This window comes from Tsukamurella sp. PLM1, from assembly GCF_023168325.1.
Taxonomy (GTDB): domain Bacteria; phylum Actinomycetota; class Actinomycetes; order Mycobacteriales; family Mycobacteriaceae; genus Tsukamurella.
Map to the genome: position 1 here is coordinate 2673678 of NZ_AP025688.1, position 21131 is coordinate 2694808.

The following is a 21131-nucleotide window of genomic DNA, read 5'->3' on the forward strand; positions in this document are numbered from 1 at the left end:
ACCAGCGTAACGCGCAGGTGCGTGCCGTCGCCGTGGCGACGACCGGCGGCGCGTCCGGGTGTCAGATCTCGATGCCCTCGAACTGCGCCCGGTAGAGCCCGGCGTAGTGCCCGCCGGCCGCCAGCAACTCATCGTGCGAGCCCTGCTCGACGATCCGCCCGTGGTCCATCACGACGATGACGTCCGCGTCGCGGATCGTCGAGAGTCGGTGTGCGATCACGAAACTGGTGCGGTCGGCCCGCAGCGCGTGCATCGCCCGCTGCAGCAGGACCTCGGTGCGGGTGTCCACCGAACTGGTGGCCTCGTCGAGGATGAGGACGGCCGGCTCGGCGAGGAAGGCCCGCGCTATCGTGATCAGCTGCCGCTCGCCCGCCGAGACGCTGCCGGACTCGTCGTCGAGCACCGTGTCGTAGCCGTCGGGCAGCGAGTGGGCGAACCGGTCCACGAACGTGGCCCGCGCCGCCGCGTAGACCTCGTCGTCCGTCGCATCGAGACGCCCGTACCGGATGTTCTCCATGATGGTGCCCTCGAACAGCCACGTGTCCTGCAGCACCATGCCGATCCGGCGGCGCAGGTCCGCCCGGCCGACCGCGGCGATGTCGACACCGTCGATCGTGATCCGGCCGCCACTGAGCTCGTAGAACCGCATGATGAGGTTGACCAGGGTGGTCTTGCCCGCGCCGGTGTGGCCCACCACGGCGACAGTGCGGCCTGGCTCGGCGACGAGGTTCAGGCCCTCGATCAGCGGCTCGTCGGGCTTGTACCCGAAGGAGACGTCCTCGAACGCCACCCGGCCGCGCGTCGGCTCGGGCAGCGTCCCGGACCGGTCCGGGACCTGCTCCTGCGCGTCGAGGATCGCGAACACGCGCTCGGCGGAGGCGACGCCCGACTGCAGCATGTTCACCATCGAGGCCATCTGCGTGACCGGCTGGGTGAACTGCCGGGAGTACTGGATGAAGGCGATGACGTCGCCCAGGCTCATCCCGCCCGCCGCCACGCGCAGGCCGCCGACGACGCACACCGCGACGTATTGCAGGTTGCCCACGAACATGCTGATCGGCATCACGAGGCCGGAGAGGAACTGGGCCTTGTAGCTCGCGTCCATGAGCGCGTCGTTCTCCGCGCCGAACCGCTCCTCGAGGGCGGCCCCGCGACCGTAGACGGTCACCAGGTCGTGCCCGGTGAACGCCTCCTCGACCTGTGCGTTGAGCGAGCCCGTGGACTTCCACTGCGCGACGAAGTGCTTCTGGCTGCGCTTCATGATCTGGCCCGCGAAGACGACGATGAGCGGGATCACGACGACGGCGACGGCCGTGAGCAGCGGCGAGACCACGAGCATCATGATCAGCACGCCGATCACCGTGAACGCCGAGACGATGAGCTGGCTCAGTGCCTGGGTCAGCGATTGACCGAGGTTATCGATGTCGTTGGTCACGCGGGAGAGCAGTTCGCCCCGGGGTTGCTTGTCGAAGTAGCTCAGCGGCAACCGGTTGAGCTTCTCCTCGACCTCGCAGCGCAGCGAGTACATGACCCGCTGCACGGCGCCGTTGAGCAGGTATCCCTGCGCGTACTGCAGCACCCCACTCGCGACGAACAGCGCGATCACCCAGATGAGGATCGTGCCGACCCGGCCGAAGTCGATGCCGGGGCCGTGCTGCAGCTGCGATCGGAAGCCGTCGTAGATCGCGTCGACCGCGCTGCCGATCCCCTTCGGCGCCAGCACGGCCGCGGTGACCGAACCGACCGACAGCAGCACCGCAGCCGTCATCGCCGAGCGCTGCTCACGCAGCCGCCCCAGCAGGCGCCGCAGCGAGGGCCAGAAGGTCATCGGCTTCTGGGTGGGCGAGCCCGCTGTCGCGGCGGCGGCCGCGCGTCCTCCCGGCCCGGTCATGCCGCGCTCCCCGCCGTCGCCTGGCTGCCGGCGATCTCCTGATAGGTGGGACAGGTCTCGAGCAGTTCGGCGTGGATGCCGTGGCCGACCACCTCGCCGTCCTCGAGGACGAGGATCTGGTCGGCGCCCGCGATCGTCGAGATGCGCTGCGCCACGATGAAGACGGTGGCGTCCCGGGTGCGGGGCCGCAGCGCGGCGCGCAGCTTCGCGTCGGTCGCGAGGTCGAGCGCCGAGAAGCTGTCGTCGAACAGATACACCGCCGGCTTCGCGACCAGTGCCCGGGCGATGGCGAGCCGCTGCCGCTGCCCGCCGGACACGTTCGTCCCGCCCTGGGCGATCGGCGCGTCGAGCCCGCCCAGCTCGGTGACGAAGTCCTCCGCCTGCGCGATCCGCAGCGCCTCGGCGAGTTCCTCGTCGGTCGCGTCGGGGTCGCCGAACCGCAGGTTACTCGCGACGGTGCCGCTGAACAGGTATGCGCGCTGGGGCACCAGGCCCACGTGTCCCCACAGGGCGTCCGAGCGGAGGTCGCGCACGTCGACGCCGTCGTAGCGCACCGCGCCGCCGGTGGCGTCGAACAGCCGCGCCAGCAGGTTGATCAGCGTGGTCTTCCCCGAGCCGGTGGACCCGATGATCGCGACCGTCTCCCCCGGCCGCGCGATGAGGTCGACGCTTCGGAGTACCGGTTGCGCAGCACGGGATAGCACATCGTGACGCCGTCGAGCTCGACCGCGCCGGTGATCGCGCGCAGGGCGGCCGGGTGCTCCGCCGGCGCCACGGTGGGCGTCGTCGCGAGCACGTCGGAGATGCGGTCCGCCGCGACCGAGGCGCGCGGCACCATCATCACCATGAAGGTCGCCATCATCACCGACATGAGGATCTGCATCATGTACTGCATGTAGGCGGTCACCGAGCCGATCTGGGCGGAACCGTCGGCGATGAGGTGAGAGCCGAACCACCACACGGCGACCGTGGAGAGGTTGAGCACCAGCATGACCCACGGGAACATGATCGCCATCAGCCGCATGACGCGCACCGAGGCGTCGGTGAGCGCGGTGTTGGCACCGTCGAACCGCTCGCGTTCGACGGGCTCCCGGACGAACGCCCGGATCACCCTGACGCCCGTGAGTTGTTCGCGCAGTACGCGGTTCACGGCGTCGAGCCGCGTCTGGACCAGCCGGAAGCCGGGGATCATCTGCGCGATCACCACGCCGAGGACTGCGCCGAGCACCGGTACCGCGACCACCATCAGCCACGCCAGATCCGCCTCCTCGCGGACGGCCATGACGACGCCGCCGACGGCCATGAACGGCGCCTGGATCATCATCGACAGCGTCATCAGCACCAGCAGCTGCACCTGCTGGACGTCGTTGGTGGTGCGCGTGATCAGCGACGCCGCGCCGAACGTCGAGACCTCGCGGCCCGAGAACCTCCCGACCGCGCCGAACAGCGCGCGCCGCGTGTCGCGACCGAACGCCATCGCGCTCCGCGCGGCGAAGTAGGTGGCGCCGCCCGCCGCGACCACCTGGGCCAGCGTGATCGCGAGCATGATCCCGCCCATCCGCCAGATGTAGCCGGTGTCGCCCGGCGTGATGCCGAGGTCGATGATCTTGGCGTTGATGCTGGGCAGCACCAGGTTCGCGATCACGCTGACCAACTGGAACACCGCGACCGCGAGCAGCCACGGCCGGTAGGGCCGCAGGTGCGCGGCGACGAGTCTGACGAGGTTCACGGGGCTGATCCTTCGCGCGGTGGGCGGCTGGGCTGGGCTGAGATCCCGTCGAGCAGGACGTCGACGATGCGGTGCGGCGACAGGACGTGCCCATCGCTGATGTGCGGGTGGCTGCCGGAGAACGTGAGCAGGCGCAGCAGATGGATCGCCTCCTCCGGTGGAACGGACAGCTGGTCGGCGTCGTCGCCGATCACGCCGCGGAGCCGGGACACGAGCGCGGGGCCGCCCTCCTTCGCCCGACGGTCCGCGTCCCCATCGCGCCGGTGCGGCGGTGCGACGAGGCCGAGTGCGTCCATGAGGCCGAAGATCCGCTGGAACCGGGCCTGCACGATCTCGGTGAACCGGTAGAGGCGCTGACGGAGCGGCTGCGCCGGGTCGATGGCGTCGATCTCGGCGAGGAGCGGCGCGGGGTCGAACGACTCGGTCATCACCGCGTCGAGCAGGTCCTCCTTCGAGTCGAAGACCCGGAAGATCGTGCCCTCCGCGACGCCCGCGGCGGCGGCGATCTGCTTGGTGGTGGGGACGGTGCCGTGGTCGAGGAGCGCGTCCCGCGTGGCGGCGATCAGCGCCGCACGCCGCTCGTCGGGCGGCAGGTGCGGCGCGCGGGATCGGGTGTCGTTAGCCGCGGGCACGAATGTGAGACTACAGATGTGAGTGCCCACTCACAATTGGTTTTCCGTTCGCCCGCGGCGAATCGGGCGATTGCGGACGCGGCGCCGATCAGCCGAGCAGATCCTCCAGCGCGCCGTCGAGATCCGGATAGGCGAACCGGTGGCCCGCAGCCGGCAGCACCGTCGAGGTGGCGTGCCGGCCCGTGAGTCCGAGCGCGGGATCGCTCCGCATGCCGATCGCGCCGAGTGCGAGCACGCGCGCCGGCGTCGGCGGCGCGAACGGGCGATGCAGGTGGCGGCGCAGCGCGCGCATCAGGTCGGCGTTGCGGACGGGGTTCGGCGCGGCGGCCACGACCACGCCGTCCGGCACCTCGACACCGGGCTCGATGCCGAGGCCCGCGCGGACGACCGCGAGCCAGTCGTCGCGGTGGATCCAGCTGAACCACTGCCTGCCGTCGCCCAGGCTGCCGCCGAGGAAGGTCCTGGTGACGCCGACCATCTTGGCCATCGCGGGCGAGTCCGTGTCGAGCACGATCGAGGTGCGCAGCACCGTGAGGTGTTCGGTCTCGGCGTCGGCGACCGCCTCCTCCCACGGCCGCGCAACACCCGTCATCTGCGGCAGCCCATGCTCCGGCAGCGGGGTGTCCTCAGTGCACCACCGCTCCCCGCGTCGCTCCAGATCGCGGTGGTGCCGCCCGCAATGACCACGTGGAGCGGCGCGTCGACGCGCGGCGGACCGGCGAGCATCGCGAGCCGGGCCAGACTCGTATCGGCGTCCGCGGCGAACCGGCGGGCCACGAGGCGGTCGAAGAGCGGTCCGGACGCAGCTATCGTGCCGGCACGGGGCGGTCGTCGGAGCCGGGGGCGACCCGATCGGTGTAGCCGGGGAGCAGGGCGGACACGCCGAAGCGGGCACCGTCGTCCGGCATGACCTGCACGCACCGCACCCCGGGGCGACCGGACACAGCGCGGAGCGCGTCGCCCGAGCCCCACACCACCACGCCGACCACCGCCGGCACGCCGGCGCGCAATCGCGACGCGGTCACCCGGGCGATCGCCTCGCCCCGCGCACCGGGTGCCACGAGGCCGGGCATCGCCAGCGCCGCCAGCTCGTTCACCGCGCGCACGCCCTCGAGACTCTGGCCGGGGGCCACCGTCGCGGTGGGGGTCGCGACGCCGGGGATGCGCACCCGGACCAGGACCCGGCCGATCCGGTCCAGCGACCCGAGGCGGTCCCACACCTCGTCGGGCGTCCACTCCGAGGTCGGAGAGACCAGGGCCCAGCGCCGCTCCCCGCGGGCGCGGCAGCCAGGGACGCGCGGGCCTCGCCGGGGTACTCCGCCACCGCCTGGCCGGACTCGGGCCCGAGGCGCGCGTCCGTGGGACGCATCGTCGGGGACGGGGTCGCGGAGCCGAGCCAATAGGCCAGGCCCAGCGCGACGACGAGAAGCGCGCCCCAGCCCGCGAGCGTGCGGCTCACGCGTCGCGCAGAACGTCCAGGGCGTGCTGCAGGTCGTCGGGGTAGGGCGAGGTGAACTCCACGTACTCCCCATTCGTGGGGTGCGTGAAGCCGAGCGTCCGGGCGTGCAGCCACTGCCGGTCCAGGCCCAGCTTCTTCGCGAGCACCGGATCGGAGCCGTAGGTCTGGTCGCCGCAGCACGGGTGGTGCAGCGCGGCGAAGTGCACCCGGATCTGGTGCGTGCGGCCCGTCTCGAGATGCACGTCCAGCAGCGTCGCTGCCTGGAAGGCCTCGATCGTGTCGTAGTGCGTGATCGACGGCTTGCCGTCCTTGGTGACCGCGAACTTCCAGTCGGAGCTGCGGTGCCGGCCGATCGGCGCGTCGATGGTGCCGGACATCGGGTCGGGGTGGCCCTGCACGAGCGCGTGGTACCGCTTGTCGACGGTGCGCTGCTTGAACGCCCGCTTGAGCACCGTGTAGGCGCGCTCCGAGACGGCGACGGCCATGACGCCGGAGGTGCCCACGTCGAGCCGGTGCACGATGCCCTGCCGTTCGGGCGCGCCCGAGGTGGAGATCCGGAAGCCGGCGGCCGCGAGTCCGCCGATCACGGTCGGACCCGTCCAGCCGACGGACGCGTGCGCGGCGACGCCCACGGGCTTGTCGACGACCACGATGTCGTCGTCGGAGTAGAGGACGTCCATGCCCTCCACCGGTTCGGCGACGATCTCGAGCGGCCGCGCGGGCTCCGGCAGCGTCACGTCGAGCAGCGCGCCGGCGTGCAGCTTGTCGGACTTGCCGACCGGCACACCGTCGAGCGTCACGGAGCCCTCGGCCGCGAGCTCGGAGACGACGGTGCGCGAGAGGCCCAGCAGGCGCGCGACGCCCGCGTCGACCCGCAGACCGTCGAGCCCGTCGGGGACGGGCATGGTGCGTGACTCACGCATCGGTGGTGGCCTCCTGCTTCTTCTGGCCGAAGCCCTCGTACGGGTCCTTACCGAGCAGCGTGAGCCCGATGAGGAGCACGGCGGCGCAGCTGATCGCGCTATCGGCCGTGTTGAACACCGGGAACCAGTCACCGACCGAGAAGAAGTCGATCACGTGCCCGCGGAACACCCCGGGCGCCCGGAAGATCCGGTCGCTGAGGTTGCCGAGCGCTCCGCCCAGCACCAGCCCCAGGCCGATGGCCCACGGGATCGAGGTGAGCCGGCTCCCCATCCGCACGATCCAGATCACCACGCCCACCGCGACGAGCGTGAGCACCCACGTGTAACCCGTGGCCATCGAGAACGCCGCGCCCGGGTTCTTCACGAAGATCAGACTGAACGGGCCGAGCACCTCGATCTTCTCGCCGTAGCTCATGTTCCGCACGACCCACGTCTTGGCGGCCAGGTCGATCAGCAGCACCGCGAGCGCGACCAGCGGCAGGAGTATGCGGGGGTTCCGATACCAGCTCGGCCGGGCGGTCACGGGGGAATCCATGCGTTCCATCATCCACTACGGTGGCAGTGTGCATGGCAGGCGGTGGCGGCTGGTTCCGGTCCTCGTGGCGGCGGGCGTCGCCGTGGGGGCGTGCGGCGACGGTGGCGCGCCGGGCAGTGAATCCGTGGCGAGCTCCGCGCCCCCGTCCGTCGCCGCGCCCGCGCCGGCGGCCGGCTGCACCCAGGACCCACCCGCGCTGCCGGCCGGCGCCGTGACCGTCGACGTGCCGCAGGCGACGGTCGTGCTCGGCGATCCGGGGACCGGCGAGCGCCGGGCCCTCGCCGTGCGCCCCACTGCGGTCGCCGAGTACGGGCTGTTCACCAACACGCTGCAGGTGTCCCAGGTCGCGGGTGAGCAGCCGTCGGGCGGCAACCGGGACGTCACGCTGCCGATGTCCGCGCAGCCCACCTGCGCGGATCCCCTCGACGTCTACCTGTTCTTCGGGGCGCCGCGTTCCACCGACACCGCGATGACGAAGGCGCTGGAGCCGGCGGCGGGCACCGTCGGGCGGGCCCGGCTCGCGCCGTCCGGGGAGGTGCGCTCGTTCACGATCGCGGCGCCCGCGGGCATCGCCGCGGAGGCCCAGGCCACGTTCGAACAGGCACTGCTGCAGACGTTCCTGCGGCTCGTGCCGCTGCCCGCCGAGCCGGTCGGCGCGGGCGCCACCTGGACCGCGACGCGCGGCATCCGCGCGGACAGCACCCTGACCCAGACGATGCGGGTGACGCTCGCGGGCACCGTCGGCGCCCCCGAGCTGAAGGCCGAGGTCGAGGAGTCCCCCGACGACTCGGTGTTCCGGGTGCCGGGCAGCGATCAGGTGCTGACCATCGAGAGCTTCACGTCGGAGGGCTCCGGGACGATCGCGGTCGACCCCGCGAAGGCCTTCGGGCAGGGCGGGGTGCAGCTCGAGGGCGGGCGGACTCTCCTCGGCGACGATCCGGGCCGCAAACTGGTCCAGAAGACCGGCAGCGTGTACCGCTTCGGCCCGAAGTAACGCCCCGGCGCGACGCCCCGACTCAGTGGCAGGACGGCGAATCCCGGCCCACCTGCGCGATCATCTGGCAGGTGTAGGACCGCTGCAGCTTCCAGCTGCCGCCGTCGAATACGAGCGTCGCGTACGCCAACTGGTTGGTGCCGCCCATGAGGATGGAGAACTGCGCCTTGGCCAACCCCGGCTGCTCCAGCACGGGCTTGCCGATGTGCCAGCTCACCTCGGGGTTGTCCTGACGGAGCTTGACGAGCTCGTCGAACAACGGACCGTCGGCCTCGGTGGCGCCCTGCACCAGGTGCACCTTGTCGGCGAGCGGGACCTTCGGGTCCACCGCGCGCGCGAGCATCTCCTCGAGCTGCTGTGCGGACGGCGCCCGGTCCGCACTGTTCGACGGTGCCTCGGTCACCTGCGCGGCCGCCGAGGGCGCGCTGCTCCGCGCCGCGGGGTCATCCCCTCCGCACGCCGCGCAGCTCAGCGCGACGACGGCGATCAGAGGGGTGAGTGCGCCCCGTACGAGCATCGGGATCCACCTCCGTTCAGCCGTTGCTTCGCCGCCTCCACTATGCCAAACGGCGCGGCGCCCGATCGGTGCCGTACCCCGCGTGCGATGCTGCTCACATGGTGGAAGTGATCGTGCTCGCCACGGGCGGGACCATCGCCAGCCGGCACGACGGGTCCGGGGCGGCGGTCCCCGCGGACGACGGTGCCGCGCTCGTCGGTTCCGCGGGCGCCGTGCCGGGCGTGGCGGTGACGGTGCGCGACGTGGTCTCCTCCGACTCGTCGGCGTTGACCCTGGACCAGCTGGACGCGATCCGTGCGGCGGTCGCCGACGCGCTCGAATCCCCGTCCGTCGCCGGGGTGGTGGTGACGCACGGCACCGACACCATGGAAGAGACCTCACTCCTGGTCGACCTGTCGCACGGCGACCCGCGGCCGGTGGTGTTCACGGGTGCGCAGCACGCCGCCGATTCGCCCACCGCGGACGGCCCCGCGAACCTCGCGGAGGCCATCGCCGTCGCCGCCGACCCCGGCTACCGCGGACTCGGGGTGCTGCTGTCGTTCGCCGGGCAGGTGCAGACGGTGCGCGGCCTGATCAAGGCGTCGACGACCGCGCCGCAGCCGTTCACCGGCGGGCTCCCGGTCGCAGAGCTCGAGGGCTCGGCACCGCACCGGCTGCTGACCAAGGCGGCGCCGGTCGCCGGGGTCCGGGTCGACGTCGTCGCCTCCTACCCGGGGGCCGACGGTGCCCTCGTCGACGCCGCGGTGTCCGCCGGTGCGCGCGGCATCGTGCTGGCGGGAACCGGCAGCGGCAACACCACGGTGGCGCTCGCGGATGCGGTCCGCCGCGCCCTGGCGGCGGGCGTCGTGGTCGTGGTGTCGACGCGGATCGCGTCCGGCCCCGTCGACGCCGCGTACGGCGGGGGCGGCGGCGCGGCCGACCTGGTGGCGGCCGGCGCGGTGCTGTCGCGACGGCTGCGGCCGGGACAGGCGCGGATCGTGCTGCTGGCGCTACTCGCCGCCGGCGTGGGCCCGCGGTGGATCGCCGCATACCTGGGCCGGTAGTGCGGCATCGCGGTAGGTTCGCCTGATGGCCAGAGCTATGGCCGGCCCGACGGGGCCGGCGCGCCTGATCGTCCTCGGTTTCGGGCTCGCGACGGTGCTCGGCACCGTCCTGTTGTCGCTACCGGTGGCGACGACGGACGGTCAGCGGCCCGGGCTGAGCACCGCGCTGTTCACCGCGACGTCCGCGGTGTGCGTGAACGGCCTGGCCGTGGTGGACACCGAAGCGCACTGGTCGACGTTCGGCGAGGTCGTGATCATGGTGCTCGTCCAGGTCGGCGGCCTGGGGATCATCTCGCTGGCGTCGCTGCTCGGGCTCCTCGTGGCCCGCCGGATCGGGCTGCGGATGCAGATCGTGGCGCAGGCCGAGAACAAGTCGCTCGACCTCGGCGAGAGCAAGCGGGTCGTGTTCGGCGTGGTCCGAGTGAGCCTCACGGTGGAGACGATCGTCGCGCTGTTCCTGTTCGCGCGCTTCGCGACCGGGTACGAGGTGAGCGTGGGCCGCGCGGCGTACCTGTCCGTGTTCCATGCGGTCACGGCGTACAACAACGCCGGTATCGCGCTGTACGGTGACAGCCTGACGCGGTTCGCCGGCGATCCGGCGATCCTCGTGCCGGTCATGGCGGCGATCGTGATCGGCGGCCTGGGTTTCCCCGTGATCTACGAGGTGACGAAGGCCGTGCGACGCCGGATCGGTCGGGACACCGCGCTGCTGCGCTGGTCACTGCACACCAAGCTCACCCTGATCACGTACTTCGCGCTGATGGTCATCGGGGTCGTGATGATCACGGCGTTCGAGTGGACGAACCCGGACACGTTCGGGCCGAAGGACGTTCCCGGGAAGATCCTCTCGGGGCTGTTCGCCGGAATATCGCCCCGCACTGCGGGTTTCAACACGATCGACGTGGGCGCGATGAACCCGACGTCTCTGCTGACGACCGACGTGCTGATGTTCATCGGCGGCGGCAGCGGCGGCGTCGCGGGCGGGATCAAGGTGACCACGTTCGCGATCCTCGCCTTCGTCATCTGGGCCGAGATCCGCGGAGAGCCGACGGTCCACGCGTTCGGCCGGCGGATCTCCGCCGGCGTCCAGCGGCAGGCCATCACGGTGGCGCTGATGAGCGTGGGCACCGTGATGGTGGGAACGCTGACGCTGCTGCAACTGACCCACTTCGACCTCGACGCGGTGCTGTTCGAGGTGATCTCGGCGTTCTCCACGGTGGGCCTGAGTACCGGGATCACCGACGAACTGCCCACCGCCGGGCGGATACTGCTGGTGGTCCTGATGTTCGCGGGGCGCCTGGCCCCGTCACTGTGGCGTCCGCGCTCGCCCTGCGCGAGCGCGAACGCCGCTACGAGTTGCCGGAGGAGCGTCCGATCGTTGGCTAAATCACTCAAACGCAGCGGGATGCGGATCGTCGTCATCGGCCTGGGCCGGTTCGGCGCCTCGGTCGCGCGCGAGCTCATCGCACAGGGGGCAGAGGTGCTGGGGATCGACGCGGACGAGCGGAGCGTGCAGCGCCTCTCGGACGACCTCACCTACGCCGCGGTCGCCGATTCCACGGACGAGGAGGCCCTCAAGCAACTCGGCGTCCCCGACTTCGCGCACGCAGTGGTGTCGATCGGATCCGACCTGGAGGCCGGCATCCTGACCACCTCGCTGCTGTCGGAGTTCCGCATCCCCAACATCTGGGCGAAGGCGACGAGCCACCAGCACCGCCGGATCCTGGAGCGGGTCGGCGCGCACCACGTGGTGCTCCCCGAGCACGAGATGGGCGAGCGCGTGGCGCACCTCGTGACCGGCGTGAAGATGCTCGACTACGTGGAGTTCGAGCAGGACTACGCCATGGTCAAGGCGCACGCGCCGCGGAGCATCGTCGGGCTCGCACTGAAGGAGTCCGGGGTGCGACACAAGTACGGGATCACGGTGGTCGCGATCAAGCATCCGGGTGAGGACTTCACGCACGCCGATTACGACACGATCGTCCAGGACGGCGACGTGCTCATCGTGGCCGGGCGGAACGAGGCCGTCGAGGCGTTCGCGGATGTGAACTAACGCGCCCCGTCGTCCTCGGGAAGTGGCCGGCGCCAGTCCATCCCGACGACCCGGATCCGGGTTCCGGTATCGCCGTCCCATTCGTAGCGGAGCCCCTGCGCGTCGAGGGCCGAGGTGATCGCGGCGGCGAGGTCGTCGAACGTGCGCTCGTACAGCGCGGACATCCGCTCGTCGTCGCCCGGGCGCTCGCGAGCTCGGCGGGGTCGATCGACGGTGACGGGCCGAAGGCTCCGTACCCGAGGTGGACGGAGGGCTCCGCATAGGCGAGGGCCTTGGCGTCCTGCTGGGTGAAGTAGACGTATCCCCACTCGTCCGTGAGTGAAGCGACTCCCCATTTCTGCACCATACCACAGATCAGATTCACGTTCCCTGATTTGTGACATAGTGGTGTCATGAGCATCTAGGAAGACCTGCAGCGCACGCCGATCGCCGACGTACGGCGGCGCGCGGCGATCGTGGACACGTGGAACGACATCGAACCCGTCGACGTCCCCGGTGGCGTGCGGTTCGCGTGGAACGACGGGGCGGACAGGCCGCCGGCTGGTTCTTCGCCGACGACGGGCGCGTACTCCTGCTGACGTACGAGCACGAGAGCGTGCTCAACTTCTACGACGACTACGCCTCGCAACTGAGCGTGTTCGGCGGCGTCCCCGACGAACTCGTCGCCATGGTCGCCGATCGCCCGGAGAGCTACGAGTTCCTCAACTCGGAGAACGACGAGGGCGGGACACTTCCGCACGCGAGCGGCGTGTTCTGGTTCGACGGTGCGCGATGGCACGTGGCGCAGGGCCTCGTCGAGTACTGCGCCGCCCACGACATCGCCCTGTTCGCGGACGGCGCCTTCAGTCACGACGTCGGGTACGACTACGCCCTGGGCGACTATCGATTCGGCGAGGAGTTCACACCCGAGGCGCTGATCGCCGAGCAGGTGGCGAACGGTTACTACGAGGAGCCGGGCGAGGAGGAGGCCGCACTCGGTGCGTTGCGCGCCGTGTTCGCGGCGTACGACCGCGCCCTCGGTAGCGTGGCGGGATGACCGAGGAGTCCCGACACATCAGCGTTGTGATCGAGCGCCCAGCGGCGGACGTCTACGCGTTCGCCCGCGATCCCGAGAACCTCGTCGCATGGGCGGCCGGCCTCGCGACCGGGGTGCGCCGCAACGGCGACGACCTGATCACGGACTCACCGATGGGCGAGGTGCGCGTGCGGTTCGCGCCGGACAACGCGTTCGGCGTCCTCGACCACGACGTGACGCTGCCCGACGGCACCGTCGTCACCAACCCCCTGCGCGTGCTGCCGCACCCCGATGGCGCCGAGGTGCTGTTCACCGTGCGGCGACTGGGTGCGGCCGACGCGGATTTCGACCGGGACTGCGCGGCGGTCCTCGCCGACCTCGAACGGCTGCGGGACCTGCTGACCGACGGCAGCGCCTAACCAGGGAACCCCCTCGGGATCTTCTCGAACATGTTCTCGACTTTCATTGCCGCCCCTCTATCAGCAAGGTAGAATCGAGAGTGAGAGGGGGCGGCGATGAGCACTTCTACCAGCACACGAGTCGAGTATCTCAATGCTCTCGCCACCTTCGAACAGGCGGCCGAACAGCTGGCGCAGGCCGATCCCGTGATGCTCGATTCGCAGGACGTGCTCACGTCGATGTCGCGGCTCGAGACCGCGGCGCGGAAGGTTCCGTACGCCCAGCACGCACTGACCCAAGTCGCCGTGGAGCAGGGACTGCCGGCGCAGTTGGGGTACACCGGCATGAAGGAGCTGCTCGTGCGGCGGCTGCGGCTCGCGGGCGGCGAGGCCCGTGACCGGATCCACGGCGCGCGGGATCGCGCTCGCCAGCACGGCCACGGCGTGAGCCCCGAGCCGCGGTACGCGCTCGTCGCCGATGCGCAGCGGGACGGAACGATCTCCGATCGGCACGCGCTCGCCATCGAGACGGTGTTCGCGAAGTGCCGCAAGACCATCAAACCCGATGAGGCCGCGATACTGGAGGACGTGCTCGTCACCGCCGCGGCGGACGTCCCTCCCGAGGACCTCGCCGTCATCGGCGCCCGCGCGCTCGCCTACCTGGATCCCGATGGGGCCGAGCCGAACTCCGACGTCGTCGCCAAGGCGCGGGCCTGCATCTGGGCAAGCAGGACGACGATCTCATGTCCGCGTTCGACGGCGACCTCTCCCCCGAGGGCGCGCGCTGCTCGATGTCGTGCTCGAGAAGCTGTCCCGCCCCGGCGTGAACAATCCGGACGATGCGGACGCCCCCGTCGATCCCACCGACCAGGACGCGGTGCGGGCGGCCGCGAAGCGCGATCACCGCACCACCGCACAGCGCGATCACGACGCTCTCGTCACCGCGCTACGAATGGCGATCGCGTCGGGCGAGCTCGGGCAGCACCGCGGCCTGCCGTGCTTCCCGATCATCACCCTCGGGATCGATCAGCTCGAATCCGAGACCGGCGTCGCCACCACCGCCACGGGCGGAAGGCTCCCCGTCGAGGACGCGCTGCGCATGATGGGCGCCAACCCGAAGTACGTCCTGGTGCTGGACCTGCAGAGCCGGCCGCTGTTCCTCGGGCGCGAGAAGCGCCTGGCCTCCGCGGACCAGCGGATCGCGCTGTACGGCTCCGAGAAGGGCTGCACCGCACCCGGATGCGACGCGCCGGCCACCCGCTGCCAGGTGCACCACATCACCGAATGGGCCGACGGCGGCGCCACGGACATCGTCTGCCTGACCCTCGCCTGCGATGCACACCACGGCAAGGTCACACCCGACACGGCGGAGTTCCCGCGCGGTTGGGAGACCGTCACCGTCCGCCACGGCGAGTACGCCGGCCGCACCGGCTGGCGCCGCACGGCCGACACGTCACAACAACACCAGGTGAACCACAAGCACCACGCCCAGGAGTTGTACCGCGAAGCCCTCAAGCGGTGGCAGCGCCACCGCGCCGAGTTCGTGAACCTGTGGCGCAGTGAGGAACTGCGCGTGCAGTACGAGCACTTCGTGGGCCCGATCGATCAGGAGATCTCCGCGATCCTCGACGGCCCGAACGGCCCGCCGATCCTCGAAGCCCTCCTCGCCGAGCACGACGCCGACGACGCCTGGCGCGACTGCCCGCCGGCGGCTGAGGCCGCGTGAGCCTTCAGTCGTCCGCGTCCTCGTGCTCGTCGGTGCGCAGGTGCTCGGCGGGCCAGTCCAGGAGTCCAGCGGATCGGCCTCGCGGAGCTGGGGATCGTCGGCCTGGAAACTGCGCATGCGGCCCGGGCCGGACGTGCGGGTCTCGAACCGCACACTCAGCACGCCGTGGCCCGCGCCCTGCACCCACCCGTGCCCGAACTCCGGGTGCCGCACGTCCATACCGGGCCGCCAGGCGACGGCGCCGTCGGACTGCGCGACATCGACGTCGGGCTCCAGGACGGCGGCACCGTCGGCCTCCGAAACGTCTGCGGCCCCGGCACTCTCCTCCCCGAACAACGTGAACTGCTCCACGCTGCTCAGCCCCGAGAACCCGACCCCCACCAGCCGCAGACCGCCGATCTCCACGGGGTCCGAGGGCGAGGCGCTGGGCGGTCGCGGTGAGCACGGCACCGTCGGTGGTCGCGGCGGGCAGCGTCGCGGACCGCGTGAGGATCGACATGTCCGACCGCTTCACCTTGAGCACGACGGTACGCGCGCCGCGCCCGTCCGGCGCAGCCGCCGCAGGGCGTGCTCGGCGCTGCGGTCGATCTCCCGGCGCAGCGCGTTCATCGTGGTCACGTCGGTCTCGAGCGTGTGCTCTGCACTGATCGACTTCGCCTCGCCGTTCAGCGCCACCGGCCGATCGTCCTCGCCCCGTGCCAACCGGTGCAGCGCCGGCCCGACGGTCGCGCCCAGCACCGATACGACCTCAACCTCGCTCATCGCCGCGAACTGGCCGATCGTGTCGATCCCCAAGCGCGCCAGCCGCTCCCCCGCCACCGGACCGACCCCCCACAGCTTGCGGACGGGCAGCGGATGCAGCAACGCGTCCTGCTCCGCCGGCGGGACCACGAACACCCCGTCGGGCTTCGCGAGCCCGGACGCGATCTTGGCGGCCTGCTTCCGCCCCCGCCCCGACGGAGGCCACGAGCCCCGTCGCCTCCCGGATCCGCGACCGCAGCTCCTCGGCGAACGCCCGCACGTCCGACGGTGCCGCCCCGGCCAGCTCGGCGGGTTCGCCGAAGGCCTCGTCGAACGACAGCGTCTCCACGACGGGGATCAGCTCCCGCACGGTGGCGAACACGCGCCGGCTGACCGTCCCGTACAGCGCACCGCGCGGCGGCAGCACCACGGCCGGCGCGCCCACGAGCCGGCGCGCCTGGTGCATCGGCATCGCGGACCGCGCGCCGTACACCCGGGCCTCGTACGAGCAGCCCGCGACCACGCCGCGGCCGCCCAGCCCGCCCACCAGCACGGGGCGTCCGCGCAGGGTGGGCCGGGTCAGCTGCTCGCAGGACGCGAAGAACGCGTCCATATCGAAGTGCAGCACCCAGCGCGCGCTGCTCACGCGACTACCCGGTCACCCGCGCCGGAACTCGGGGCGGCGTTTTGCGAGGAACGCGTCGACGCCCTCCGAGCCCTCGGCCCCGGCGACGGCGGCGGCGATCTCCACCGCCTCCACCTTCATCGACGCGACCAGGCCCCGGTCGCGGGACTCCCGCATCAGCCGCTTGGTCGTGGCGAACGCGTTCGCGGGCCCGGCGCGCAGCCCGTCGACCACGGACGCCACCGCATCGTCGAGCTCCGCGGCCGGCACCGCGCGGCTCACCAGGCCCCACTCCGCCGCCTCGCGGCCGGTGATCGCGCGGTTGGTGAGCGCCAGGTCCATCACGCGCGGCCACGACAGGCGGTCGGGCAGGATCCAGCTCGCGCCGCAGTCGGGCGTGAGACCGGCGGCGGTGTACGCGAAGAGCAGCTTCGCCTCGTCCGCCGCGATCACGACATCGCCGGCGAGCGCGACACCGAGGCCGCCGCCCGCGGTCGTCCCCTGGATCACGGACACCACCGGGATCGAGAGCCCGCGGATCAGCGCGATCCCCGCGTGCACCAGGTTCGCGATCGCCGTCACGTGCTCGCCCCGGTCGGGTGCTGCCGCGATGTCGGCGAGGTCGCCTCCGGCGCTGAACATCCGCCCGCGGGCCCGCACGACCGCGACCCGGGCGCGTCCCGCCTCCACGTCATCCACCAGCGTCCGGGCGGCGCGCTCGAACGCCTCGCCCATCCGCAGGTCCAACGCGTTCCCGCCGGGCCGGACCAGTTCGATCGTCGCCACACCGTCGTCGAGAACGTACTCGACCCGCTCCTGCGATCCGGGCTCGCTCATGCCCGCACCAGCTTCGCGCGCACCCCGTCACCCAGATCCACGGCGTCGGCGTCTCCGTCGAGCGAGCCGAACTCGAGAGAGGTCGCGAGCACCTCGCTCGCGATGAGCTCGCGGTGCGTCTGCGCGGCGTCGGCGTGCTCGACGGGCACATCCAGCACCAGCGCGATCCGGTCGCTCACGTCGAGCCCCGCCGCGCGGCGCGCCTCCTGCAGCTCGCGGATGCGGTCCTTGGCCCAGCCCTCGGCCTCCAGTTCCGCATCCACCGTGAGGTCGAGCACGACGAGCCCGGCACCGTCGGGCAGCTCCGCGGTGGAGTCGGGCGCTGCGGCCACCAGCTTGCGGGTGAACTCGCCGTCCTGGAGCTCGATGCCCGCGGCGGTCACCACGCCGTCGGCGACGGTGTAGTCGCCGGACTTCACGGCCTTGATCACCGTCTGGACGTCCTTGCCCAGGCGCGGACCGGCGGCGCGAGCGTTGACCGCGATCTCGACCCGGCCGTACCGATCGGCGTCGGGCGAGACCTGCACGTCGCGCACGTTCACCTCGTCGGCGATGATCGACGCGAACGGCGCCAGTTTCTCCGCGCCGGGGCCGGCGACGGTGAGCGTGTGCAGCGGCAGCCGCACGCGCAGCTTGTTCGCCTTGCGCACCGAGGAGGCCACAGAGCAGACGTCGCGGACCTCGTCCATCGCCGCGACCAGGTCCGGATCCGCCGGGAGGTCGGTCGCCGAGGGCCAGTCCGTCAGGTGCACCGACTCCTCCCGTGAGGCCGCGCCACATGGCCTCGGTGGCCATCGGGAGCAGCGGCGCCGCGAGCCGGCAGGCGGTCTCCAGCACGGTGTACAGCGTGTCGAAGCACCCCTGGTCGGAGCCGTCCCAGAACCGGGCACGGGAGCGCCGCACGTACCAGTTGGTGAGCGCGTCCACGAACAGCCGCAGCTCCTCGCAGGCGTCGGCGACGTTGTACGTCTCGAGCGCCTCGGTCATGGTGTCGCGGGTCTGGGCGAGCTTGGCCAGGATGTACCGGTCCAGCACGTCCTGCGAATCGGTGCGCCACGTGGCCGGCTGCTCCGCGTACAGCTGCAGGAACGAGTAGGCGTTCCACAGCGGCAGCAGCGTCTGCCGCACGCCGTCGCGGATGCCCTGCTCGGTGACCACGAGGTTGCCGCCGCGCAGGATGGGCGAGGCCATGAGGAACCAGCGCATGGCGTCGGACCCGTCGCGGTTGAAGACCTCGTTGACGTCCGGGTAGTTCCGCTTGGACTTGGACATCTTCAGGCCGTCGTGGCCCAGCACGATGCCGTGCGCCGCCACCGTGCGGAAGGCGGCGGAGTCGAACAGCGCCGTCGCCAGCACGTGCAGGTTGTAGAACCAACCCTTGGTCTGCCCGTTGTACTCGACGATGAAGTCGCCCGGGAAGTGCGTGTCGAACCACTCCTGGTTCTCGAACGGATAGTGCACCTGCGCGAAGGGCATCGAGCCCGACTCGAACCAGCAGTCCAGCACCTCGGGGACCCGGCGCATCGTCGACTTCCCGGTCGGGTCATCGGGATTCGGCCGGGTCAGCTCGTCGATGTACGGGCGGTGCAGGTTCGTCGGGCGCACGCCGAAATCGCGCTCCAGCTCGTCGAGCGAGCCGTAGACGTCGACGCGGGGGTACGCGGGATCGTCCGAGACCCACACCGGGATCGGAGCACCCCAGTACCGGTTGCGGCTGATGTTCCAATCGCGCGCGCCCTCGACCCACTTGCCGAACTGGCCGTCGCGCAAATGCGCGGGGCTCCAGGTGATGTCCTGGTTCAGCTCCAGCATGCGCGGGATGATCTTGGTGACCTCGACGAACCACGAGGGCACGGCCATGTAGATCAGCGGCTGGCCCGAACGCCACGAGTGCGGGTAGCTGTGCTCGATGGTCTCGTGCCGCAGCAACCGGCCCTTGGCCTTGAGGTCCTTGGTGATCACCGGGTTCGCATCGAACACCTGCAGACCCTCGTACGGCGGCACCGCGGAGGTGAACTTGCCGCCCGCGTCCAGCGGCTGCACGACCTCGATGCCGTACTTGCCGGTCGCGAGGTCCATGTCCTCCTCACCGAAGGCCGGCGCGAGGTGCACCACTCCGGTGCCGGAATCGGTGGTCACGTAGTCGGCGAGCAGCGTGACGTGCGCCTTGGGGTGGCCGGCGAAGAAGTCGAAGGGCGGCTCGTAGGCGACGAACTCCAGGTCGCGGCCCTTGTACGTGCCCTTGACCTCCGGCGACTCCCCCAGCTCGCGGGCGTACTGCCCCAGCCGCGCGTCGGCGAGCAGGTAATCCTTCCCGTCGAGCCCGGTGACGACGACGTAGTCGAGATCCGGGTGCACCGCGATCGCGAGGTTCGACGGCAGCGTCCAGGGCGTGGTGGTCCAGATCAGGGCCTCGACGCCGTCGAGTTCCTCCAGCTTCGTGCCCTTGGTGCGCAGCGGCATCCCGACGGTGACCGCCGGGTCCTGCCGCATCTTGTAGGCGTCGTCGAGCTTGGACTCCTGGTTCGACAGCGGCGTCTGCTCGTACCAGGAGTAGGGCAGCACGCGGTAGCCCTGGTAGATCAGGCCCTTCTCGTGCAGGGTCTTGAACGCCCACATGACGGACTCCATGAAGTCCAGGTCGAGCGTCTTGTAGTCGTTGTCGAAGTCGACCCAGCGGGCCTGGCGGGTGACGTACTGGCGCCACTCCTCGGTGTACCGCAGCACCGAGGTGCGGCAGTAGTCGTTGAACTTCTCCACGCCCATGGTCTCGATCTCGGACTTGTCCTTGATCCCCAGCTGGCGCTCGGCCTCGAGCTCGGCGGGCAGGCCGTGGGTGTCCCAGCCGAACCGGCGGTCGACCTTCTTGCCGCGCATGGTCTGGAAGCGGGGAACCAGGTCCTTGACGTAACCGGTCAGGAGGTGCCCGTAGTGGGGCAGGCCGTTGGCGAACGGCGGACCGTCGTAGAACACGAACTCCTCATCGCGGTCACCACTCGGCCCGCTCGCTCCGCTCCCGGCGCCGTCCCGGTTCGCGATCGACTTGCGGAAGGTGTCGTGCTCGGCCCAGTACGCGAGGACGCGTTCCTCGAGGTCGGGGAACGACGGTGCGCCCGTGCGGGCGGGTCCGTCGTCGTCTCGGGTCATGTCGACCAGCGGATAGGGGCGCTTCTCACTCACGGTGACTCCTCGTGCCGTTACTACCAGCACGGGGACGATGCCCGGCCTTCGGCCGAGAACCGCGGTACCACCCCGCTTGCGCCGCCCACGACGGGCGGCGCCTCTTGAAACGGGCTGTGACGGGCCCACCCGTCCGGTTCTACTGCGGCCGCCCCACGGCGGCCGGTTCTTCCGGATGCTCCCCGGTGATGGCCGGATCGTCGCGCGTCAAGGATAACGCTATTTCTTATCGGGTTCTTCCGGGGCGTCCACTCGGCGCCCCAGGCCTGATCGATCCGGATCTGCGGGATCTGATCGGTCATGTCCGGGTCGTACTTCCCGGGCGCGAACAGGCCGCGGGTCGCTTCGTCGTCGGTGTCGGCCGGCGATTCGTGCTCCCACCCGCTGAGCCCGCCCAGCGGGCCCCGCGCGAACTGCTCGGTGATGGGCGCGTCCGGGTCCGAGTCCGGGTGGTGACCGAACTCTTCATGTCCGACGGTGCGCGCCTCTCGCGTCGCGTCGTCGACCGGTTCGTCGGGCTCGGGCTCATCGCCCCGGGCCTCGACGGTGCCGGATTCCTCGGCGGGCGCATCGGCGTCGCTGTCCGGCGCGGACTCGGCCTCGTCGTCCGCGGAGCGGTCCCGACCGGGCGACCACCGCGCACCGTCGGCCTTGTCCCGGTCGCCCCGACGGTACGTGAGCACGTCACCGAGGAGCAGGAGCACACCGACGACCGACACCACCACACAGGCGATGGCGAGCCAGAGATTGGCCGTGATCAGGGCGACGATCAGCAGGATGAACCCGATGACCGTCGCCCCCAGAGCGGCTATCAGCATCCGTATGCTCCGCCT

Annotated in this window: 15 protein-coding genes and 4 pseudogenes; 6 read left to right on the forward strand and 13 right to left on the reverse strand. The window is 71.0% G+C overall.

Going from position 1 to position 21131, the window contains the following annotated elements:
• Positions 1-61 precede the first annotated feature (61 nt).
• The 7 genes and pseudogenes from MTP03_RS13785 to lspA form a co-directional block, all read right to left on the reverse strand.
• The gene (locus tag MTP03_RS13785; protein WP_248488770.1) at positions 62-1891 is read right to left on the reverse strand and encodes an ABC transporter ATP-binding protein; all 1830 of its coding nucleotides are present in this window, start codon (positions 1889-1891) and stop codon (positions 62-64) included.
• Positions 1888-3620 (reverse strand): annotated as a pseudogene (locus tag MTP03_RS13790) (ABC transporter ATP-binding protein). The gene MTP03_RS13785 and the pseudogene MTP03_RS13790 overlap by 4 nt, the downstream one beginning before the upstream one ends.
• Positions 3617-4252 carry a TetR/AcrR family transcriptional regulator gene (locus tag MTP03_RS13795; RefSeq protein WP_248488771.1) on the reverse strand — a complete coding sequence of 212 codons (636 nt, stop codon included), beginning with the start codon at positions 4250-4252 and terminating at the stop codon, positions 3617-3619. The pseudogene MTP03_RS13790 and the gene MTP03_RS13795 overlap by 4 nt, the downstream one beginning before the upstream one ends.
• An 88-nt stretch (positions 4253-4340) precedes the next feature.
• Complete coding sequence (locus tag MTP03_RS13800) at positions 4341-4844, reverse strand: DUF1731 domain-containing protein (protein ID WP_248488772.1); 504 nt, start codon at positions 4842-4844, stop codon at positions 4341-4343.
• A gap of 214 nt (positions 4845-5058) precedes the next feature.
• A complete protein-coding gene (locus MTP03_RS13805; RefSeq protein WP_248488773.1) occupies positions 5059-5472 on the reverse strand; it encodes a hypothetical protein in 414 nt (137 codons plus the stop codon).
• Positions 5473-5707: 235 nt separating this feature from the next.
• Positions 5708-6634: an RluA family pseudouridine synthase gene (locus MTP03_RS13810; RefSeq protein ID WP_248488774.1), complete on the reverse strand. Its 927-nt coding sequence runs from the start codon at positions 6632-6634 to the stop codon at positions 5708-5710.
• Positions 6627-7169 (reverse strand): signal peptidase II, encoded by a 543-nt coding sequence (gene lspA / locus MTP03_RS13815; RefSeq protein ID WP_248488775.1) that lies wholly within the window; start codon positions 7167-7169, stop codon positions 6627-6629. Before lspA ends, MTP03_RS13810 begins: the two co-directional genes overlap by 8 nt.
• Between lspA and MTP03_RS13820 the strand changes: the two genes are divergently transcribed.
• Complete coding sequence (locus MTP03_RS13820) at positions 7168-8163, forward strand: hypothetical protein (protein ID WP_248488776.1); 996 nt, start codon at positions 7168-7170, stop codon at positions 8161-8163. The genes lspA and MTP03_RS13820 overlap by 2 nt on opposite strands.
• 22 nt (positions 8164-8185) lie before the next feature.
• Here the strand turns inward: MTP03_RS13820 and MTP03_RS13825 are convergent, their stop codons facing one another.
• Complete coding sequence (locus MTP03_RS13825) at positions 8186-8680, reverse strand: hypothetical protein (protein WP_248488777.1); 495 nt, start codon at positions 8678-8680, stop codon at positions 8186-8188.
• Between the two features lie 98 nt (positions 8681-8778).
• On the opposite strand from MTP03_RS13825, the gene MTP03_RS13830 reads away from it, so the two are divergent.
• Both MTP03_RS13830 and MTP03_RS13835 read left to right on the forward strand, forming a co-directional pair.
• A complete protein-coding gene (locus tag MTP03_RS13830; RefSeq protein ID WP_248488778.1) occupies positions 8779-9723 on the forward strand; it encodes an asparaginase in 945 nt (314 codons plus the stop codon).
• Between the two features lie 25 nt (positions 9724-9748).
• Positions 9749-11776: a potassium transporter TrkG gene (locus MTP03_RS13835; RefSeq protein WP_371820765.1), complete on the forward strand. Its 2028-nt coding sequence runs from the start codon at positions 9749-9751 to the stop codon at positions 11774-11776.
• Here the strand turns inward: MTP03_RS13835 and MTP03_RS13845 are convergent.
• Positions 11773-11940 (reverse strand): hypothetical protein, encoded by a 168-nt coding sequence (locus MTP03_RS13845; RefSeq protein WP_248488779.1) that lies wholly within the window; start codon positions 11938-11940, stop codon positions 11773-11775. The two genes, MTP03_RS13835 and MTP03_RS13845, sit on opposite strands and share 4 nt — an antisense overlap.
• Before the next feature lie 347 nt (positions 11941-12287).
• On the opposite strand from MTP03_RS13845, the gene MTP03_RS13850 reads away from it, so the two are divergent.
• The 3 genes and pseudogenes from MTP03_RS13850 to MTP03_RS23835 all read left to right on the forward strand — a co-directional run bounded on the left by MTP03_RS13850 (position 12288) and on the right by MTP03_RS23835 (position 14915).
• Positions 12288-12812 carry a hypothetical protein gene (locus tag MTP03_RS13850; RefSeq protein ID WP_248488780.1) on the forward strand — a complete coding sequence of 175 codons (525 nt, stop codon included), beginning with the start codon at positions 12288-12290 and terminating at the stop codon, positions 12810-12812.
• Positions 12809-13210 (forward strand): SRPBCC family protein, encoded by a 402-nt coding sequence (locus MTP03_RS13855; RefSeq protein ID WP_248488781.1) that lies wholly within the window; start codon positions 12809-12811, stop codon positions 13208-13210. Before MTP03_RS13850 ends, MTP03_RS13855 begins: the two co-directional genes overlap by 4 nt.
• 219 nt (positions 13211-13429) lie before the next feature.
• Positions 13430-14915: pseudogene (locus MTP03_RS23835) on the forward strand (DUF222 domain-containing protein).
• A 48-nt stretch (positions 14916-14963) separates the two neighbouring features.
• Here the strand turns inward: MTP03_RS23835 and MTP03_RS13865 are convergent.
• The 4 genes and pseudogenes from MTP03_RS13865 to MTP03_RS13880 all read right to left on the reverse strand — a co-directional run.
• Positions 14964-16269: pseudogene (locus MTP03_RS13865) on the reverse strand (DNA polymerase IV); the annotation flags it as partial.
• Between the two features lie 45 nt (positions 16270-16314).
• Positions 16315-17118, reverse strand: a complete 804-nt coding sequence (locus MTP03_RS13870) for an enoyl-CoA hydratase-related protein (protein ID WP_248488782.1) — start codon at positions 17116-17118, stop codon at positions 16315-16317.
• Positions 17115-20265, reverse strand: a pseudogene (ileS, locus tag MTP03_RS13875) (isoleucine--tRNA ligase). The gene MTP03_RS13870 and the pseudogene ileS overlap by 4 nt, the downstream one beginning before the upstream one ends.
• Before the next feature lie 53 nt (positions 20266-20318).
• Positions 20319-21116 (reverse strand): hypothetical protein, encoded by a 798-nt coding sequence (locus tag MTP03_RS13880; protein ID WP_248488783.1) that lies wholly within the window; start codon positions 21114-21116, stop codon positions 20319-20321.
• Positions 21117-21131: the final 15 nt, after the last annotated feature.